Below are 17,583 nucleotides of genomic sequence, written 5' to 3' on the forward strand. Positions count from 1 at the left end.
ACAGCCGTGGGCGCTACTTCCGCATGATCGCGGGTTCGTGCCGCCGCAGCAGCCGGGCGACCAGGAACCCCAGCACCGCCGAGAGCACGACCAACATGCCCATGTTCAGCAGCCAGACCCCGGGCGAGTGCCGGAACAGCGGGTCCGAGGTGAGTTCCTGCGGCACGATCCGGTGCAGGTCCACCGTGCCCGCCATCGCGCCCAGCGCCCACCGGGACGGCACCAGCCACGACAGCTGCTCCAGCCCCGGTACGCCGTTCAGCTTCAGCAGCGCACCGCAGAACACGACCTGCACGATCGCGAGGAGGACCAGCAGCGGCATGGTGACCTCCTCCTTCCGCACGAGCGCGGACACGAACAGGCCCAGCATCATGGCGGTGAAGGCCAGCAACGCCACGGCGAGGGTGATTTCGAGGAGCGGTGGCAGGAACACCCCTTTTCCTCCAGGGGCGTTCAGATCCACGCCGAACAGCCCCACCATGGTGAGCACCACGGCCTGCACCACCGTGATCGTCCCGAGCACCACCACCTTCGACATCAGATACGCGGACCGGGACAGCCCGACGGCCCGCTCCCGCTGGTAGATCACCCGCTCCTTGACGAGCTCGCGCACGGCGTTGGCGGCGCCGGTCAGCACGGCCCCGACGCACAGGATCAGCAGCCCGTTCAACGCCGTCTCCTGGGTGAGCTTGCTGCCGGCCAGGGCGTGCGCCATCGCCCCCATCACGAACGGCAGGGCCACCATGATGATCAGGAACGTCCGGTCGGCCGTCAGCGCGGCCGCGTACCGCCGGACCAGCGTGCGCAGTTGCGCGCCCCAGCTCTGCGGCTTCGGCGGGGCGACCGGGACCCGCGCCGGCCCGGGGATGTGCTGGGGCTGCCGCGAGTCGGCCGAGATGTACTGCCGGTGCAGCGGCGAGGCGCGGTACAGGCCCGACCAGTCGCGCTCCGTGTCGTTCTCGAAGGCCTCGAAGGCCTCCGGCCACTGTTCGAACCCGAAGTACGCCAACGCGTCGTCCGGCGGCCCGTAGTACGCGATCTTCCCGCCCGGCGCGAGCACCAGCAGCCGGTCGCAGACGTCGAGACTGAGGACGCTGTGCGTGACCACGATGACCGTGCGGCCGTCGTCCGCCAGGCCGCGCAGCATGTGCATCACCGAGCGGTCCATGCCGGGGTCGAGACCGGACGTCGGCTCGTCGAGGAAGAGCAGGGACGGCTTCGTCAGCAGTTCAAGCGCCACGCTCACCCGCTTGCGCTGCCCGCCGGAAAGGCTGTGGATGGGCTGGCCGACCCGCTCGACGAGTCCCAGCTCCTGGATCACCTCGTCGACCCGGGCCTGCCGCTCCGCCTTGACGGTGTCCTCGGGGAAGCGCAGTTCCGCCGCGTAGCCGAGGGCCCGTCGCACGGTCAGCTGCGAGTGCAGGATGTCGTCCTGCGGGACGAGGCCGATCCGCTGGCGCAGCTCGGCGTAGTCCCGGTACAGGTCCCGGCCGTCGTAGAGGACGGTGCCCTCGTCCGCGGGGCGCTGCCCGGTCAGCGCGTTGAGCAGCGTCGACTTGCCCGCGCCGCTCGGGCCGACCACGGCCAGCAGGCACTTCTCGCCGACCGGGAAGGAGATCCCGTCCAGCAGCGTCCGGCGGCCCTTGTCGATCCGTACCGCCAGGTCCTGCACGTCCAGCGACACCTCGCCGGTGTCGACGAACTCCTGGAGTTCGTCGCCGACGAGGCAGAAGGCGGAGTGGCCGATGCCGACGATGTCGCCGGGGATCACCGGGGCACGGGCCACCGGCTGGCCGTTGAGGTACGTGCCGTTGTGGCTGCCCAGGTCGACGATCTCGTAGCCGTCAGGACCCGCCCGCAGCTCGGCGTGCCGGCGCGAGACCACCAGCTCGTCGATCACCAGGTCGCTGTCGGGAGCGCGGCCGATCCGCACCGTACGGGCCGTGGAGGGCAGCGGCCGCACGGAACTCGGCCGGCGGAAGGTGCTGGTGGCGGCGGGATGCGAGACGGCCGACGGCCGCCGGACCTCCGCCGGGCGGTCTACCGCCGGTGCGCTGAGGACCGCGAGCGGGCCGTCCGCCGCGTCACCGAACCGGATCACGCTGCCGGGGCCGACCGAGGACAGCCGCACCCGCTGTCCGTCGGCGTACGTTCCGTTGGTGCTGTCGTCGTCCTCCAGCATCCAGTGGCCGGTGGCGGGCCGGAGGACCGCGTGGTGCCAGGAGACCCGGTCGTCGCTGAGCACGACATCGCTCTGCGGATCGCGCCCGATACGGTAGGACCTGTTCGGTTCCATCACCTGAGAGTCGCCGCCGGCTTCGACGACGAGCTCGGGTGCCATGGGAGTGACCGGTCGGTCTTCCATGGTCAAATTTTACGGCGGGCGGCCGGGCCCCGCCCGTCGGCGGGCGGCCGCCGCCCGGCCGGGCCGGTGACGACCGGCAGATCACCGGCCCATCACCGACCGATGCAGCACTGAGGGATCGCCGCCGGATCACCGGCGCTGGGGTGGCATCGGAGGCCCGCTACCGCTGCGTATCCTCGATGGCCGGGGCGAAGCGGATCATGGAGGTACGAGGTGGAATTCCGGCTGCTCGGATCCGTCGCCGTCGTCACGGAGAACGGGGACGTGGCACTGGGGCCCGCCAAACGCTCCAGCCTGCTGGCCATGATGCTGCTGCGGCCCAACACCCCGGTGAACGTCAGCCAGCTGATCGGCGCCCTCTGGGAGGACGAGCCGCCCGCCCACGCCAAGACCGTCCTCCAGGGCCATGTCTCACGGCTGCGCGCGGTGCTCGCCGAGCACGGGGCGTCCGCGTACGGGGTCGAGCTCGCCACGCAGGGGACGGCGTACACCCTGCAGCTGCCGGAATCCCTGGTGGACGCCCATCGCTTCGAAGAGCTCGTCGCGCTCGCCGGGGTGCAGCGGCGGCCCGCCGACGCCGTGCGGATGCTGCGGGAGGCGCTCTCCTTCTGGCAGGGACCCGCGCTCACCGGGACCGTGCAGAGCCGGCCGCTGGAGGCGGCGGCCGGCGGTCTGGAGGAGCGGCGGCTGGCCTCGGTGGAGGCGCTCGCCGACGCGTACGGCCAGCTCGGCGAGCACGGCCGGGCCGCCGCCGTGCTCCGTACCGAAGCGGTCGCGCACCCGCTGCGGGAGACCCTGGCGGCCGCGCTGATGCTGGCGTTGGGCCGCTCGGGCCGCCAGTCGGACGCGATCGGCTGGTACCACCGCACCCGGCGGCTGCTCGCCGAAGAGCTCGGCGTGGACCCCGGTGAGGCGCTCAGCGAGGCGTACGCGACGCTCCTGCGCTCCGCGGAACCCATGCCGGCCCAGCGGCCCGCCCTGCACACCGCGGTCGCGATCCCCGAGCAGCTGCCCCGGCCGCCGCGCGGCTTCACCGGGCGGGGCGCCGAACTGGCGTCGCTCGCCCGGGCCGTCAGCGCGGGGGACGCGCCCGTCTGCCTCGTCACCGGGCCCGCCGGCGTCGGCAAGACCGCCTTCGCCGTGCACTGGGCGTACGACCGGCGCGCCGACTTCCCGGACGGGCGGCTCTTCGCCGACCTGCGCGGCTTCAGCGACACCCCGGCGCCCGAAGCCGGCGCCGTACTGCGGGAGTTCCTCCTGGCGCTCGGTACCCCGGCGCAGCGGATACCGGAGACCCCCGACGCGATGGGCGCGCTGTTCCGCTCCCTCACCGCGGACAGCCGGCTCCTCGTCGTCCTCGACAACGCGCGCTCCTCCGAGCAGGTCCGGCCGCTGCTCCCCGGCGGCGACCGCTGCACGACGCTCGTCACCAGCCGCGACCGGCTCGGCGGCCTCATCGCCTCCGACGCGGCCCGGCCGGTACCGCTCGGGCACCTTCCGCCGGCCGACTCGGTGGCGCTGCTCCGCAGCGTGCTGGGCACGGAGCGGGTCGCCGCCGAGCCCGGCGCCGCCGCGCGGCTGGCCGGACTCTGCGACGGGCTGCCGCTCGCCCTGCGGGTGACGGCGGCACGGCTGGCCGAGCGGCCGCAGTGGACCCTCGACGCGATGGTCGGCGAACTGGCCGACGAACAGAGCTGTCTGGCTCTGCTCGACATCGAGGACACCGGGGTCTCGGCCGCACTGCGCCTGACGCTGCAGCAGCTGCCCGAGCCCGCCGCCCGGATGTTCCGCGCCCTGGGCCTGCACACCGGATCCGACCTGGACCGTTTCGCGGCGGGCGCGCTCGCCGGGACATCCCCCGCGCAGGCCTCCGCCGACCTGGACCGGCTCGCCGCGGCCCATCTGCTCACCGAGTCCGTCCCCGGCCGCTGGGCGCCGCACGACCTGGTACGCCTCTACGCCCGCCACCTCGCCCCGCAGGCGGACCCCCAGGGCCTGCACCGGCTCCTCGACCACTACCTCTACACGGGGCTCGCGGCGGACGCCGCCGCCGAACCGGGCTCCCAGCCCTGCTACTCGCTGCCCGCCGACTTCCGCCGGCCCCCGGCGACCAGGGAGTTCGAGGACCGCGCGGCGGCGCTGGCCTGGTACGAGGCGGAGCGTCCGGCCCTGGAGGGCGCGGTCGCCGCGGCCGTAGCACTGGGCCTGCACGACCGGGCCTGGCGGCTCGCCCTCGTGCAGTGGCCGCTCATGCTGTGGCGGATCAGGGACGGCTGGGTGCCGCTCCTCCAGGCCGGGCTCGCCTCGGCGGAGCACGTGGGCGATCCGGACGCGCAGTCGCGGGTGCGGGCGCTGCTCGGCTGGGTGCTGCACGAAGAAGGCCGGGACGCGGAAGCTCTCGTCCAGTTGGAGCAGGCGCCCGAGCTGGCCGCACGGGCGGGCGACGCGATCAGTGAAGCGGTCGCCTACGTCAACCTCGGCGCGGTCCTGGCCTCCACCGGCGACCACGAGCGGGCGGGGGCACTGATGACCCACGCGGTCGCGCTCGCCGCACGCACCGGCCATCCCCCCACCCAGGTGCTGACCCTCCAGCATCTGGCGAGGCACTGCCTCACCACGGAGGCGTACGAGGAGGCGCTCGCGCACACGCTGTCCGCGGCGGAGATCGTCTCCCCCGACGCGGTGGTCGGCCGGGCGCAGCTGCAGATCGTCCGGGGCGAGGCGCTGGCCGCGCTCGGCCGTTCCGGCGAGGCCGCCGACCAGCTGAAAGAGGCCGCGGCGGCAGCCGAAGCGGCCGGCTTCACGGAGGGCTCGGCACGCGCCGCGGAACAGCTCGCGCGGCTGTCAGCCGATCGTTAGCGGTACGCAAGCGGGACGGCAGCGCGCCACCGGAAGGTGGTATTCAGCACCGAATGCGTGCGCTGACCATCCATTACGGGGAGATCCACCGTGCGTATCCACCGCAAGAACGCCATCGCCGCCGCCGCCGTTGTCGTCGCCGCACTCTCGCTGGGCCTGACCGCCTGCGGCGGCAGCGACACCGACGCGAAGGCCGCGGGGACCCCGAGCGCTTCGCAGACCCCCTCGGACACCGCGTCGAAGCCGGCGGCGGGCACGGCGGGTGCGGCGGGCACCGGCGCGACGGCGGACCCGGCCGCGTCCAGGAGCAAGGCGGGCTCCACCGCGGGCGGCAGCGGTAAGAACGGGACCGGCTCGGCGGACACGTCCAAGGTCCCTGCCTGCGGCTACCAGGACGTGAAGATCACGATGGCGAAGGCGGACGAGACGCCCACCGAGCACATCGTCCTGACCGCCACCAACACCTCCGGCCGCTCCTGCCGCCTCCTCCAGTACCCGCTGATCGCCTTCGGCGACATCCAGACCGCCAAGGACGTCCCCGCCGTCGCGAAGAGCAAGCCCGCGACCACGATCGTCCTGAAGTCCGGCGAGCCGGCCTACGCGAACGTCCGCGTCGGCCTGGGCGGCGCCCACGAGAACAACAAGGTCGTCACCACCTTCAACGTCAACCTCTTCGCCACCGACGGCCCCGCCGAAGGCAGCCGCGTCGTCACCGCCCCCTCAGGCGGCCTCTCCGTCGACGAGTCCGCCGCGAAGACCGGCTACTGGACCTACGAGCTCCGCAACGGCGCCGACGAGTTCTGAGCACCCCACGCAGCGTCTGCCCCGCCCCGACCCTCAGCGGCGTCGGGGCGGGATGAGCTTCTGCAGGTCGAGGCTGATCTCGAACGGCACCGGCCGCCGGAGCGACTCCCGGAAGATGCCGGCCGGCGCGTAGGAGCCGGTCGGCCCGTCCAGCTCGTAGACGTGGACCACGGGTGCTCCGTCCTCGTCCTCGACGCACCAGTAGTGCGCGATGCCGGCCTCCGCGTACTTGCGGAGTTTGACCGTACGGTCGCGGTGGGCGGACTCGGGGGAGACCACTTCCACGACGAGCTGAACGTCCTCGGGGGCGAACCAGGTGCGGTCGGGGTCGTACGGCGTGGTGACCACCAGAAGATCCGGCTCGGGCCGGTTCCGCGCGTCGAGCTTCATGGTCATCTCCCGCTCGACCTCGGTGCCGTCGGGCGCCCGGGCCGTGAGCGCGTTGGTCAGGGCGGTGACGAGGCGGCCGTGCCAGGACCGCTGCGGGGACATCATGAAAACGAGGGCTCCGTCGATCAGCTCGGTGTGGCGCGGTGCATCCGGGAGGTGGTCGAGGTCCTCCGCGAACCATCCCTCGGGTCGGGGTGGGAGCATCCAGTCGGGCAGAGCGGTCATGCACCAACCGTAGCGACTCGGGCGGTACCGGGCCACGAAGTCGTTCATCGCGCAGGCCGGAGGGGACGCGCGGATCGGATGCGCGTTTGAGGCGTGCGAGCGGAGAGTGCGGGTGCACCCGCGGCCCACGCGGAGCGATTCCCGCTCCGGCCCGAAGAGGGATACCGGATTCGACGTCTGATTCCCGCCGGACCCGGCGGCCGCAATGGCGCAGGCTCAAGGCATGTCATCTCGCTTTGATTCCAAGGTAATTGTCGTCACCGGGGGAAATTCCGGAATGGGAAGGGCGGTCGCGGAACGCGTCGCGTCCGAAGGTGCTGGTGTGGTGATTGCCGCGCGGCGGAAGGATGTCGGGGAGGAAGTGGCGGCGGGGATTCGGGCCGCTGGTGGGCGGGCGGTGTTCGTGGGGGCTGATGTCACCGTTGAGGAGGAGGCCGCACGGGTGGTGGAGGCCGCGGTCGCGGAATTCGGGCGGCTGGACGGTGCTTTCAACAATGTCGGCGGAGTTAATGCGTTCGGGCCGGTGCAGTCGATCGACGCCGACGGCTGGCAGGCGGATATCGCGCACAATCTGTCGACCGTGTTCTACGGACTCAAGTACCAGATTCCGGCGATCGTCGCGGCCGGTGGTGGCGCGATCGTCAACAACGCGTCCAACCTCGGTGTCGTGGGAATGGCCGGGGTCTCGCCTTATGTGGCGGCGAAGCACGGGGTCGTCGGGCTGACGCGGGCGGTGGCGCTGGAGACCGCCGAGCAGGGGGTGCGGGTCAACGCGCTGGTGACCGGGGGAGTGGACACACCGCTGTTCCGGGCCACGATGGGCGCGACACCGGAGGCGGTGGCGGCGATCGCCGCGATGCACCCGATGGGGCGGATCGCGCTGCCTGAGGAGATCGCCGCGTTCGCCGCGTTCCTGCTCAGCGACGAGGCGGCGTTCATCACCGGCGCCGCACTGGCGGTGGACGGCGGCTTCACGGCCCGCTGAGGACCGCCCCCGGGGGCATCACGGCCGCAGGGTCAGTGCGAACCAGACGGTGCGACCGGCCGGACCACCCGTGATGCCCCAGTCGGCGGCGAGGACCTCGACGAGTCCGAGGCCGCGCCCGCCCTCCCCGTTGCCGTGCAGCACCCGCGGGACCTCGCGGCTGCCCTGGTCGTGGACGGCGATGCGCACCGTGTCCGCGGAGAAGCCCAGTTCGACGGTGAAGCCGCCGAGCGGATCCCCCGACCTGGTGTGCAGGATCGCGTTGCTCGCCAGCTCGCTCACCAGGAGCACGGCGTCGTCGATGACATGGCGGTAGCCCGGGTCCGCGAGGAACTGGGTGACGTAGCGGCGGGCGGTGGAGACATGCGCCGGGGTGCCGGGGAAGGTCCGGAAGGCCGTACCCGGCGGGCCCGGAGCCGGGACGGGGACCTGCGCGGGGATCGCGGCCTGGGCCGGGCCGCAAGGGGCCGTCGGGGCCGTCGGGGTCGCTAAGACGGGCACGGCGGCGGGGAGCGCGTTCCGCCCGAGTGCCCCTGGCTGCTGCTTCATGAGCGGTCCTCTTCCTGTGGGACCACCCGCAGTGCGAGCAGCGTCAGATCGTCCTGCGGGGAGCCGCCGGCGAATTCCATGACCTGCTGCTCCACCGCGCTCACCACCGCCTCCGCGGACAGGCCGCGGGTCCCGGCCAGGGCCGTGAGCAGCCGGTCGTCGTCGAAGAACGACCGGTCGCGGTCGCGGGCCTCGGTGACACCGTCCGAGTACATCAGCAGGACGTCCCCGCCCCTCAGGACGAGCTCCTCGACCTCGGCCTCGGGCGACGCGTACAGCCCGAGCGGCCGCCCGCCGCCCCGGGCGAACCCGACCGTGCCGTCCGCCCGCAGCACCGCGGCGGGCAGATGACCGGCGCTGGCCAGCCGCACCCGGGCCTGCCCGCGCTCCGCCCGGACATGGGCGAAGACGGCGGTGACGAACCGGTCGGTCGGATGCTGCACGGCCATCGCGTGGTTGACCTTCTCCAGCACCACGTCCGGGTGCTCCTCCCAGACGCTCAGCGTGCGGATGCCGTGCCGCACGGCGGCCGTGACGGACGCGGCCTCGACGCCCTTGCCGCAGACGTCGCCGACGACCAGGCCCCAGCCGCCGAGGGTGGCGAAGGCGTCGTAGAAGTCGCCGCCGACCTGCGGGCCGCCACCCGGCGGCCGGTACAGGCCGGCCACCTCGGTGAACGGGATCTCGGGCAGCTCGGACGGGAGCAGGCTGAACTGGAGCACCTGCGCGGCGTTCTCCTGGCGGCGGTGGTCCCGTTCGGCGAGCAGCGCCATCGCGAGGTGCTGGCCCAGCTCCTCCAGCAGACCGAGATCGGGGAGGGTGAAGCCGTGGGACCCGCCGCAGCGCAGCAGCACCAGCGCGCCCAGGGTCTCGGGGCCGGTGCCCAGCGGTACGCCGAGGACCGGTCCGAGGGGCCGCGGAGTGACGCCGTCGACCGGGGGCGCCGGTTCGAGCAGGGCGGCGCCGGAGCTGATGACGGCACGGGCCACGCGCTGCGCCGTGGCCGTCGACGCCTCTCGGCCGGCCCGGGTCCCCGGCCGGGGACCGGGCGCCGGACGGGCGTACGGCGGCGCGTCCGCGGGCATCGCGGCGACCTGGTGCGGTGTCCCGGCCCGCACGAGGAAGAAGATGACCCGGGCGGAGAACTCGTCGGCGAGCAGGCTGGCCGCCCGTTCGAGCAGGCCGGGGCCCGGCCGCAGCGGCTCGCCGACCAGCAGCCGCGTCATCCTGCAGACGACGTCCAGCCGCCGTACGCCCATGGCGACTTCGTCCCGCTGGGTCGCCGTGTCCGGGCTCCGGTCGCGGATGCTCGTACGGTTCGAGGCGGCGATCGCACGGTGCACGGTGCCGGCGTCTGCGCGGTCCGTGCGCGCGGCATCGTCGCGGGGACGGGGAGGGTCGTGGGCGTCCGGGGATTCGCCGGAGTCGGGGGACAGGACGACGGCGGAGATCAGCGGGCGGGCGCCGGGCGGGGTCCGCAGCTGGGCCAGTTGGATCCGCACCGCGCTCGTTCCGTCGGTGCTGGTGAGCAGCAGCGGCAGCGGTCCCGGCCGGGCGCCGCGCTGCGCGGCACCGAGCGCCGACCGGAAGACCCGCCGGTACTCGGCCTGGACCCGCGCCGCCAGGGGCTGTCCCGTCAGCTGCTCGCCGGTGCTGCCGAGCAGCCGCGCGGCCTCGTCGTTGGCGCGGTGGATGGCGCCTTCCGGGCTGAGCAGGAACACCGGGACGGGGAGTTCGCGGAAGGTGGTGTTGAGCATCTGCCACTCACGGTCGGCGCCCTCGACGCGCTGCGCGATCCGCTCGCCGTGCGCGTGCAGCTCCTCCATGCAGGTCCGCAACTCGTCTTCGGCGACCTCGAGTTCGACGAGGGCCAGGTCGAGTGCGCCGAGGATGTCCGCGGGGCGGCCGTCACGGCGGCCGCGCAGATCGGAGATCCGCTCGCTGAGCGCGCTCAGTTCCTGATGGAACTCGGCCAGGTCCCAGGACCCGGGACCCTGGGCAGCCGGCATCGCTCCGCTGTTCCGCGGCTGGACAGATGCGCCCCCGGGCCCGGTGCGCGCTGGGTGAGCTGTCATTAACTCAACGTAACGCAACCCGTATCGGACTCGGGCAGAATCGCTGAGCGGCTTGACGTGATGATGTGGAACCGGTATTGCGAAGCGCCGTCTGAAGTGCCGCCCGGTCCGCCGCCGGTGAGGGCGGTGGACCGGGCGGCGGTACCGGTCGGATCAGCGGTTCAGCGGTGGCTGAGACCGCGGTCGATGGCGGCGATCAGTTCGCCGTCGGCGGTGTCGCCGTCCAGGGACCAGACCATGGCGCCGCCCAGTCCGTGGTCGCGGATCCAGGACGTCTTCGCCTTGAGGACCTGGGGATCGTCGTAGGTCCAGAAGTTGGTGCCGTCGTAGAGCCACGCGAAGCCGTTACGGGTGTCGCGGTACACCTGGTAAGTGCCCGAGGCCGCAAGGGCCTTGAGGGCGTGGTAGTCCTCGTTGCCCGGCTGCCAGGTGGCGGGGGCCGGGCCGGTGGACGGTTGGTAGAGGCCGTGGGTGCCGCCGTCGGGGACGCCGGTCCAGCCCTGGCCGTAGAAGGGCACGCCGAGGACGAGCTGCCGGGCGGGCGCGCCGCGCTTCAGCCAGTCGCCGACGGCCTGCGCGTCACTGAACTCGTTCGGAACGGGGGAGTTCCGGGGAGTGGTGAGCGCCGACTGCTGGTTGGTGGTGGCCTCGTAGGGCCCGTGGAAGTCGTAGCCCTGGACGGTGCCGAAGTCCAGGTAGTTGAAGATCTTGCGGGCCTCGAAGCCGGCGTCGATCTTGGCCGGGGCGGCCGGGAGGAACGCCGACAGGTCGTAGTGCCGGTGCGTCCGGCGGCCGTACGCGTCGAGCTGGCGGCGGAACTCGGCGGTGAGCGCCGTGAAGTTCCGCTTGTCCTCGGGGCGGTAGACGGTGCCGGTGTTGCCGGCCGAGCCCGGCCACTCCCAGTCGATGTCGATGCCGTCGAACAGGCCCGCGGCGGACCCGGGGCCGCCCTTGCCGTCGAGCAGCGGCAGGTTGCCCTTGATGAAGACGTCGATGCAGGACGCGACGAAGGCGCTCCGCGAGGCGGGCGTGAGCGCCGCGTCGGAGAAGTTCGTGGACCAGCCCCAGCCGCCGATCGAGATCATCGTCTTGAGGCGCGGGTTGGCCTTCTTGAGCTCGCGCAGCTGGTTGAAGTTGCCCGCCAGCGGCTGCTCCGCGGTGTCGGCGGTGCCGTCCACGGAACTCGCGGCGTCGAGCGGACGCTGGTAGTCGGCCCAGGCGTCGCCCTGGCCGGGCACGTTCGCCTCGAAGCACTTGCCGTCGGTGCCGATGTTGGCGAAGGCGTAGTTGAGGTGCGTCAGCTTGGCGGCGGTACCGCTGGTCTGCAGATTCTTGACCTGGTAGTTGCGCCCGTAGATGCCCCACTGGGTGAAGTAGCCGACCCGCTTGTACTCGGGGCCCTGGTGGTGCTCGGGCTGGTGCGCGCTGGCGGCGGTGGTGAGCGCGGGCAGCCCCACCACCAGGGACAGGGAGCAGGCGGCGACGGCCAGCCTGCCGAGAAATCTTCGACGCATGGGGCTCTTTCCTGTGCGTGAGCCGGGAATGTAGCCGTGCTGTGCGGGGTGCGCTGTGCGGGAGTGCTGTGCCGGGACATGCGGAAACGTGCAGAACAGGAAAGTATTGGCCTAGACCAATACGGTCAAGGGGGTACGGCAAGGTTCCGGGGAGTCCGTAGGATCCCCGGGTGGACATACCGCCGCCCCATCCGCCGTCAGAAGACCAGCCCCAGCCGCAGCCGGAGGACCAGCCCCGGCCGCCGCAGGACGATCAGCCGCAGCCGGAGGACCGGCCCGGGCCGCCGGCGAACGATCAGCCGCAGCCGGAAGACGCGCCGCGGCCGCCGGCGAACGACGGGCCGAGCCTGGTGAAGTCGGCCGAACCGGCCACGCCCGAGCCCGCCGCGTCCGAACCGAGCGCAGCCGCTGCACCCGCGCCGGATCCGACCGCTTCCGACCCTGCCGCTTCCGATCCCGCCGCCTCGGGCCTGCCGTCGTATCCGCAGCCCCCGGCCGGGCCGCAGCCGCCGTACGGTCAGGGGCCGCACGGCCGGCCGCCGTTCCCGCCGCCGGGTCCGTACGGGCAGCCTCCGTACGGCCAGCCGCCGTACGGGCAGGGCCCGTACCCGCCGCCGCCGTACCAGCAGTACTGGTACCCGCCGCCGCCCGCGCCGTCGATGAACGGCATGGCCATCGCGTCCTTCGTGCTGGCCGTGAGCTGCATCCCCGTGTTCGGGGTGGTGTTCGGGATCATCGCGCTCTCCCAGATCCGCAAGCGGGGGCAGCAGGGCAAGGCGCTGGCCATCTCGGGTATCGCGGTCTCCGGCGTGGCGACGCTCTTCCTCGCGGTGGTGATCACCCTCGGGGTGGTCGGCGCCCTGGACAGCGGCACGCGCACGGACGACCTGCGGACGGGCCAGTGCTTCAACCTGCACGGTGATTCGCTCAGCGAATCCAGCGGGGAGTCCAAGGGCGTCGACGTGGTGCCGTGCGCCGAGGAGCACGACGCGGAGACCTTCGGCGTCACCTCCCTCTCGGACGCGCCCTCGGACTACCCGGGCGACGACGAGGTGCAGACGCTGGCGGACACCAAGTGCAACGTGCTCGCGGAGGACTACCTCGACGGCTCCGACCGGTCGGTCGACTCGCTCAGCATCTACTACTCGCTGCCGCGCAAGAGCGGTTGGTCGAACGGCGACCGCAGGGTGACCTGCTTCTTCGGCGACGGCGGCCGGAAGATGACCGGCTCGGTCAAGGCGTCCTCGGGGGACTCGGGAACCCACGCGTAAACCTTTGGGCATGGCTTGCGGTCAACCACCCAGGGTTGTCAAGCTGTCGCAGATAGTCAACCTGAGGGAGGGGCACCGTGCCTTTCGGTGAGCAGCCCGCATACCTTCGTGTGGCCGACGACCTGCGCCAGAAGATCCTCGACGGAACGCTCGCGCCGCACACCCGGCTGCCCTCCCAGGCGCGCATCCGTACCGAGTACGGGGTGTCCGACACCGTCGCGCTGGAGGCACGCAAGGTGCTGATGGCCGAGGGGTTCGTCGAGGGGCGCTCCGGCTCGGGGACGTACGTGCGCGAGCGCGCCGAACCGCGCCGCATCATCCGCTCGGGCTACCGCCCGGCGAGCCCGCCCAGCCCCTTCCGCCAGGAGCAGGGCGACGAGGGCGTGAAGGGCACCTGGGAGTCGAGCAGCAACCAGGACCTGGCGACGCAGCCGGTGGCCGAGCGGCTGCGGATCGAGCCGGGGGACCGCGTCATGCGCACGCGTTACCTCTACCGGACCGACGGCGAGCCGATGATGCTCGCGACCTCGTGGGAGCCGCTGGCGGTCACCGGCCGCACCCCGGTGATGCTGCCGGAGGAGGGGCCGCTCGGCGGCCAGGGTGTCGTCGAGCGGATGGCGGGCATCGAGTTCGTGGTCGACAACATGGTCGAGGAGGTCGGCGCGCGGCCCGGTCTCGCGGACGAGACGGCGGCGCTCGGCGGAGTGCCCGGCCACATCGTGATGGAGGTCAGGCGGACGTACTTCGCGTCCGGCCGACCGGTGGAGACCGCGGACATCATCGTGCCGGCCGAGCGGTACCGCGTTGCATACCACCTGCCGGTGAAGTGACCGGTGAAGTGATCGATAGCCGGACATCGGGGTCCGGGCCTGTCATGCGGACGTAACGCGAGGCCGACGGCCTTAACCGGCGGGCAATCGAGTCCCGCCACCGCTTGTCATGTCCGGAACCTACTTTGCGGCGATGACGGACACCGCGACACCCAGGGACACCGCGACACCCGAGGCGCCGGCAGTGCCCGGCACCCCCGAGCCGCCCGGCCCAGCCGGTACAGCCGGCACATCCGGCGCGCCCAAGAGGAACTACGCCAAGCTCGCGGCCGACGAGAGCCGTGAGGACTACTCGCTGCGCTACGCGCCGCATTCCTTCCGCCGCTGGTCGCCGACGATGGTGGCGTCCACCGCCCTCGGCGGGATCGCCTATCTCGCGGACTTCGCGATCGGCGCGTCGATCGTCTTCACCTACGGCTTCACCAGCGGGCTCGCCTCGATCCTGTGCGCCGCGGCGATCATCTTCCTCACCGGCATCCCCATCGCCCGCGCCTGCGCCACCTACGGCCTGGACATGGACCTCGTCACGCGCGGCGCGGGCTTCGGCTACTTCGGCTCCACCCTCACGTCGCTGATCTACGCGAGCTTCACGTTCATCTTCTTCGCGCTCGAGGGCTCGATCATGGCGCAGGCGCTGCACTCGGCCCTGCACATCCCGGTGGCGGTCGGCTATCTGATCACCACGCTCATCGTCATCCCGTTCGTCTTCCGGGGGATGGGCGCGCTCGCCAGGCTCCAGGCGTGGACGCAGCCGGTCTGGCTGATCGGCCTGGTGCTGCCGTTCCTCGTCCTGGCCTTCAAGTCGCCTGACTCCTGGGGTGCGTTCGGCTCCTTCGGCGGCACCGAGGGGGCGGGCTCCGGCTTCCACTGGCTCGGCTTCGGGCTCGGTACGGGCGTGGCGCTCTCGCTCATCGCGCAGATCGGTGAACAGGCCGACTACCTGCGGTTCATGCCCGCCAAGACCGAGCAGAACAAGCGCCGTTGGAACCTCGCGGTGCTCGCCGCCGGGCCCGGCTGGGTGATCATCGGCGCGGCCAAGCAGCTCGGCGGCGCGTTCCTCGCCTTCTGCGCGCTCGCGGCCGTCGGCAAGACGCACGCGCTGGAGCCGATCGCACCGCAGATCGAGGCGCTCAAGCCCTGGCTGGGGTCGGTGGCGCTGCCGGCGGCCGCGGTCTTCGTCGTGGTCTCGCAGATCAAGATCAACACGACCAACGCCTACAGCGGGTCGCTGTCCTGGTCGAACTTCTTCTCCCGGATCACCCACAAGCACCCGGGCCGCGTCTGGTACATCTTCCTGAACCTCGGCATCGCGCTGACGCTGATGGAGATGAACATGTTCTCCATGCTCGGCAAGTTGCTGGGCTTCTACTCCAACGTCGGCATCGCGTGGATCGCGGCGGTCACCGCCGACCTCGTCATCAACAAGCCGCTCGGACTGAGCCCGAAGTACATCGAGTTCAAGCGCGCCTATCTGCACGCGGTGAACCCGGCCGGCTTCGGCGCGATGGCCATCGCCTCGACCGTCTCGATCCTCGCCTTCTTCGGTCTCTTCGGCGAGTACGCGGAGGCGTTCAGCACCTTCATCGCCCTCGGCCTCGCCCTGACGCTCAGCCCGCTGCTGGCCTGGGCGACCAAGGGCCGCTACTACCTGGCCCGGCCGAATCCGGTCAATGGTCCAGGGGTTGAAGTAGCGGATGTGACGGCCACCCACACCTGCGCGGTGTGCGCGACCGCGTACGAACTGCCGGACGTGGCCGACTGTCCGGTCCAGTCGGGGCCGATCTGCTCGCTGTGCTGCAGTCTCGACGCCGGGTGCGGAGACGTCTGCAAGGACGCGGACGGCGGCGGGGGACCGGTCCTGATGCCGCTGCCCACCGTTCGAACCAGCTGATCCAGTCGTACAGTTGGCCGAATCGGTACCTCTTCGTGGCAACTCGTACCCGAGCTGTGAAGCGCGGGCGTAGTGTCGGGCATATGCGGATTGCCGTTTCCTCGGACATGGATGAACCGGTGGCGCGGCTGGTCGTCGACGAGCTGCGCCACCGCGGCCACACCGTGCTCGCCTTCGGGGCGCTGCGGGCCGGAGATCGTATGGGAATGAGGAGGGGCGCGGAGCTCGGTGGAGGGGTGGTGGCGGGCGACGGGTGGGCGTGGAGCGCCGAGGCCGCCGCGCGTGAAGTGGCGGCCGGCCGTACCGAGCAGGCCGTGGTCTGCTGCTGGACGGGTACGGGTGCGTCCATCGCCGCCAACAAGGTGGCGGGCGTGCGCGCCGCCCTGTGCGGTGACGCCTACACGGCGCGTGGCGCGCGCCAATGGAACGACGCGAACGTGCTGGCCCTCAGCCTGCGGCTGACCAGCGGGGCGCTGCTCTCCGAGATCCTGGACGCGTGGTTCGACGCGGTCGCGAGCGGCGACGCGGACGTCCAGGCCAACATCGAGCATGTCGATTCCATCGGGGGTTCCGACGGGGCTTCCGGCGGGATTGCCGACGATGCGTCGGATGAGGCTCACGACGGGGCTCCGGTCGGGGAGACGGTCCGATGACCGATCTCCCGTGGGTCGTCGTACGCCAGGACGACAACGGCAACCGCTACCGCGTCGGCCGGTACGCGACGCGTGAGGAAGCCGAACGCGTCTCCGACATGCTGGACGCGCGCGGTCACAAGCAGCTCTACCTCGTCGAGCGGATCGACCGCCAGGCGTCGTAGGGTTCCGCGCATGACATTGCGCGTGGTCGTGGGCGGAGCCGTACTGGACCAGGGACGGCTCCTCGCCGCCCGCCGCAGCGCCCCGCCCGCGCTCGCCGGGCGCTGGGAGCTGCCGGGCGGCAAGGTCGAGCCGGGCGAGACCCACGAGCAGGCCCTGGTGCGCGAGCTGCGCGAGGAACTCGGCGTCGAGGTCGAGCCGATCGCCCGGATCCCGGGGGAGTGGCCGCTGAGCGCGGGGCTGGTCCTGCACGCGTGGACGGCGCGGCTGGTGTCCGGAACCCCGGAGCCGCTGGAGGACCACGACGAGCTGCGGTGGCTGTCGCCGGACCGCATCCACGACGTCGACTGGCTCGACCAGGACCGCCCAGCGGTCGCCTGGACCGCCGCCCACCTCCTCGCCTCCGGCTGAGGTTTCCCCCTCCTACCTGTGCCGCCGGATGCGCTCCGGCGCGGGGCGGGGCGGGGGTGGCCTCAAGCGCCGGCCGGGCTGAGCGGACTCCCTTGCGCATCAGGTGGCCTCAAGCGCCGGCCGGGCTGAATGGGTTCGTTCCGGCGCGAGGTGGGCTGAGCACGATGGCCTCAAACGCCGGCCGGGCAGATGGGGCTCGCTTGCGCGCCGGATGGCCAACCGCCGGGCCGTCCGGGTGGTAACCGCAGCCGCCCGCCTCGGCCGTGAGCGCCCGCCCCGGCCGAGGCCGTGACCCCGGCACCGCGGGCCCCTCGCCCGCCACCGGAGGCGGGCCCCGCGCCGCAGCACCCGCCCCCGGCCGAGGCCGTACCCCCGGCCGAGGCCGTACCCCCGACTGAGGGCGCGACCCCCCCGCGCCGCAGGCGGACCCGGCACCGCGGGCCCCTCGCCCGCCACCGGAGGCGGGCCCCGCGCCGCAGCACCCGTCCCCGGCTGAGGCCATGACCCCCCACCGCGCCGCAAGCGGACCCCCGCCCCTGGCGGCGCCCGCCCCCGCCCGCCACCGGGCCCCGCCCCGCCGTACTCCCCCACCGCGCCGG

14 protein-coding genes are annotated in these 17,583 nt (G+C 72.4%); 9 read left to right on the plus strand and 5 right to left on the minus strand.

The features are described from left to right. Positions 1-13: 13 nt before the first annotated feature. Positions 14-2,365 carry an FHA domain-containing protein gene (locus tag LNW72_RS25620; RefSeq protein WP_250977520.1) on the minus strand — a complete coding sequence of 784 codons (2,352 nt, stop codon included), beginning with the start codon at positions 2,363-2,365 and terminating at the stop codon, positions 14-16. 213 nt (positions 2,366-2,578) lie between these two features. On the opposite strand from LNW72_RS25620, the gene LNW72_RS25625 reads away from it, so the two are divergent. Further along, positions 2,579-5,224, plus strand: coding sequence for an AfsR/SARP family transcriptional regulator (locus LNW72_RS25625; protein ID WP_250977521.1), 2,646 nt, complete (start codon positions 2,579-2,581; stop codon positions 5,222-5,224). A gap of 90 nt (positions 5,225-5,314) precedes the next feature. Then, positions 5,315-6,028, plus strand: a complete 714-nt coding sequence (locus LNW72_RS25630) for a DUF4232 domain-containing protein (RefSeq protein WP_250977522.1) — start codon at positions 5,315-5,317, stop codon at positions 6,026-6,028. Positions 6,029-6,061: 33 nt separating this feature from the next. Here LNW72_RS25630 and LNW72_RS25635 read toward each other — a convergent pair whose 3' ends face one another. After that, complete coding sequence (locus tag LNW72_RS25635; RefSeq protein ID WP_250977523.1) at positions 6,062-6,643, minus strand: Uma2 family endonuclease; 582 nt, start codon at positions 6,641-6,643, stop codon at positions 6,062-6,064. A gap of 223 nt (positions 6,644-6,866) precedes the next feature. On the opposite strand from LNW72_RS25635, the gene LNW72_RS25640 reads away from it, so the two are divergent. Continuing rightward, positions 6,867-7,628, plus strand: coding sequence for an SDR family NAD(P)-dependent oxidoreductase (locus LNW72_RS25640; protein ID WP_374117322.1), 762 nt, complete (start codon positions 6,867-6,869; stop codon positions 7,626-7,628). 18 nt (positions 7,629-7,646) lie between these two features. Here the strand turns inward: LNW72_RS25640 and LNW72_RS25645 are convergent, their stop codons facing one another. The 3 genes from LNW72_RS25645 to LNW72_RS25655 all read right to left on the minus strand — a co-directional run bounded on the left by LNW72_RS25645 (position 7,647) and on the right by LNW72_RS25655 (position 11,766). After that, on the minus strand, positions 7,647-8,177 hold the full coding sequence (locus tag LNW72_RS25645; protein ID WP_250977524.1) for an ATP-binding protein: 531 nt from the start codon (positions 8,175-8,177) through the stop codon (positions 7,647-7,649). Next, on the minus strand, positions 8,174-10,186 hold the full coding sequence (locus tag LNW72_RS25650; protein WP_250977525.1) for a SpoIIE family protein phosphatase: 2,013 nt from the start codon (positions 10,184-10,186) through the stop codon (positions 8,174-8,176). Before LNW72_RS25650 ends, LNW72_RS25645 begins: the two co-directional genes overlap by 4 nt. A gap of 227 nt (positions 10,187-10,413) precedes the next feature. Beyond that, positions 10,414-11,766, minus strand: a complete 1,353-nt coding sequence (locus tag LNW72_RS25655) for a glycoside hydrolase family 18 protein (protein WP_250977526.1) — start codon at positions 11,764-11,766, stop codon at positions 10,414-10,416. 170 nt (positions 11,767-11,936) lie between these two features. Between LNW72_RS25655 and LNW72_RS41740 the strand changes: the two genes are divergently transcribed. From LNW72_RS41740 to LNW72_RS25685, 6 genes are all read left to right on the plus strand, one after another. Beyond that, positions 11,937-13,037: a DUF4190 domain-containing protein gene (locus tag LNW72_RS41740; protein WP_250977527.1), complete on the plus strand. Its 1,101-nt coding sequence runs from the start codon at positions 11,937-11,939 to the stop codon at positions 13,035-13,037. Positions 13,038-13,114: 77 nt separating this feature from the next. Beyond that, the gene (locus LNW72_RS25665; RefSeq protein WP_250977528.1) at positions 13,115-13,867 is read left to right on the plus strand and encodes a GntR family transcriptional regulator; all 753 of its coding nucleotides are present in this window, start codon (positions 13,115-13,117) and stop codon (positions 13,865-13,867) included. A gap of 133 nt (positions 13,868-14,000) precedes the next feature. After that, positions 14,001-15,758, plus strand: coding sequence for a hypothetical protein (locus tag LNW72_RS25670; protein WP_250977529.1), 1,758 nt, complete (start codon positions 14,001-14,003; stop codon positions 15,756-15,758). 83 nt (positions 15,759-15,841) lie between these two features. Further along, complete coding sequence (locus LNW72_RS25675) at positions 15,842-16,411, plus strand: RpiB/LacA/LacB family sugar-phosphate isomerase (RefSeq protein WP_250977530.1); 570 nt, start codon at positions 15,842-15,844, stop codon at positions 16,409-16,411. Beyond that, the gene (locus LNW72_RS25680) at positions 16,408-16,575 is read left to right on the plus strand and encodes an SPOR domain-containing protein (RefSeq protein WP_250977531.1); all 168 of its coding nucleotides are present in this window, start codon (positions 16,408-16,410) and stop codon (positions 16,573-16,575) included. Before LNW72_RS25675 ends, LNW72_RS25680 begins: the two co-directional genes overlap by 4 nt. Before the next feature lie 10 nt (positions 16,576-16,585). After that, entirely contained in the window at positions 16,586-16,984 is a 399-nt protein-coding gene (locus LNW72_RS25685) for a (deoxy)nucleoside triphosphate pyrophosphohydrolase (protein WP_250977532.1), read from the plus strand. The last annotated feature ends 599 nt before the right edge of the window (positions 16,985-17,583 follow it).

Origin of the sequence: Streptomyces sp. RKAG293 (assembly GCF_023701745.1) — a bacterium.
Taxonomy (GTDB): Bacteria; Actinomycetota; Actinomycetes; order Streptomycetales; family Streptomycetaceae; genus Actinacidiphila.

Bases quoted from the DNA above. Each gene is read 5' to 3' on its own strand.
- LNW72_RS25655 (WP_250977526.1), bottom strand. From the start codon at position 11,766: ATGCGTCGAAGATTTCTCGGCAGGCTGGCCGTCGCCGCCTGCTCCCTG.
- LNW72_RS25620 (WP_250977520.1), bottom strand. From the start codon at position 2,365: ATGGAAGACCGACCGGTCACTCCCATGGCACCCGAGCTCGTCGTCGAA.
- LNW72_RS25680 (WP_250977531.1), top strand. From the start codon at position 16,408: ATGACCGATCTCCCGTGGGTCGTCGTACGCCAGGACGACAACGGCAAC.
- LNW72_RS25650 (WP_250977525.1), bottom strand. From the start codon at position 10,186: ATGCCGGCTGCCCAGGGTCCCGGGTCCTGGGACCTGGCCGAGTTCCAT.
- LNW72_RS25675 (WP_250977530.1), top strand. From the start codon at position 15,842: ATGCGGATTGCCGTTTCCTCGGACATGGATGAACCGGTGGCGCGGCTG.
- LNW72_RS25670 (WP_250977529.1), top strand. From the start codon at position 14,001: ATGACGGACACCGCGACACCCAGGGACACCGCGACACCCGAGGCGCCG.
- LNW72_RS25635 (WP_250977523.1), bottom strand. From the start codon at position 6,643: ATGACCGCTCTGCCCGACTGGATGCTCCCACCCCGACCCGAGGGATGG.
- LNW72_RS25645 (WP_250977524.1), bottom strand. From the start codon at position 8,177: ATGAAGCAGCAGCCAGGGGCACTCGGGCGGAACGCGCTCCCCGCCGCC.
- LNW72_RS25640 (WP_374117322.1), top strand. From the start codon at position 6,867: ATGTCATCTCGCTTTGATTCCAAGGTAATTGTCGTCACCGGGGGAAAT.
- LNW72_RS25685 (WP_250977532.1), top strand. From the start codon at position 16,586: ATGACATTGCGCGTGGTCGTGGGCGGAGCCGTACTGGACCAGGGACGG.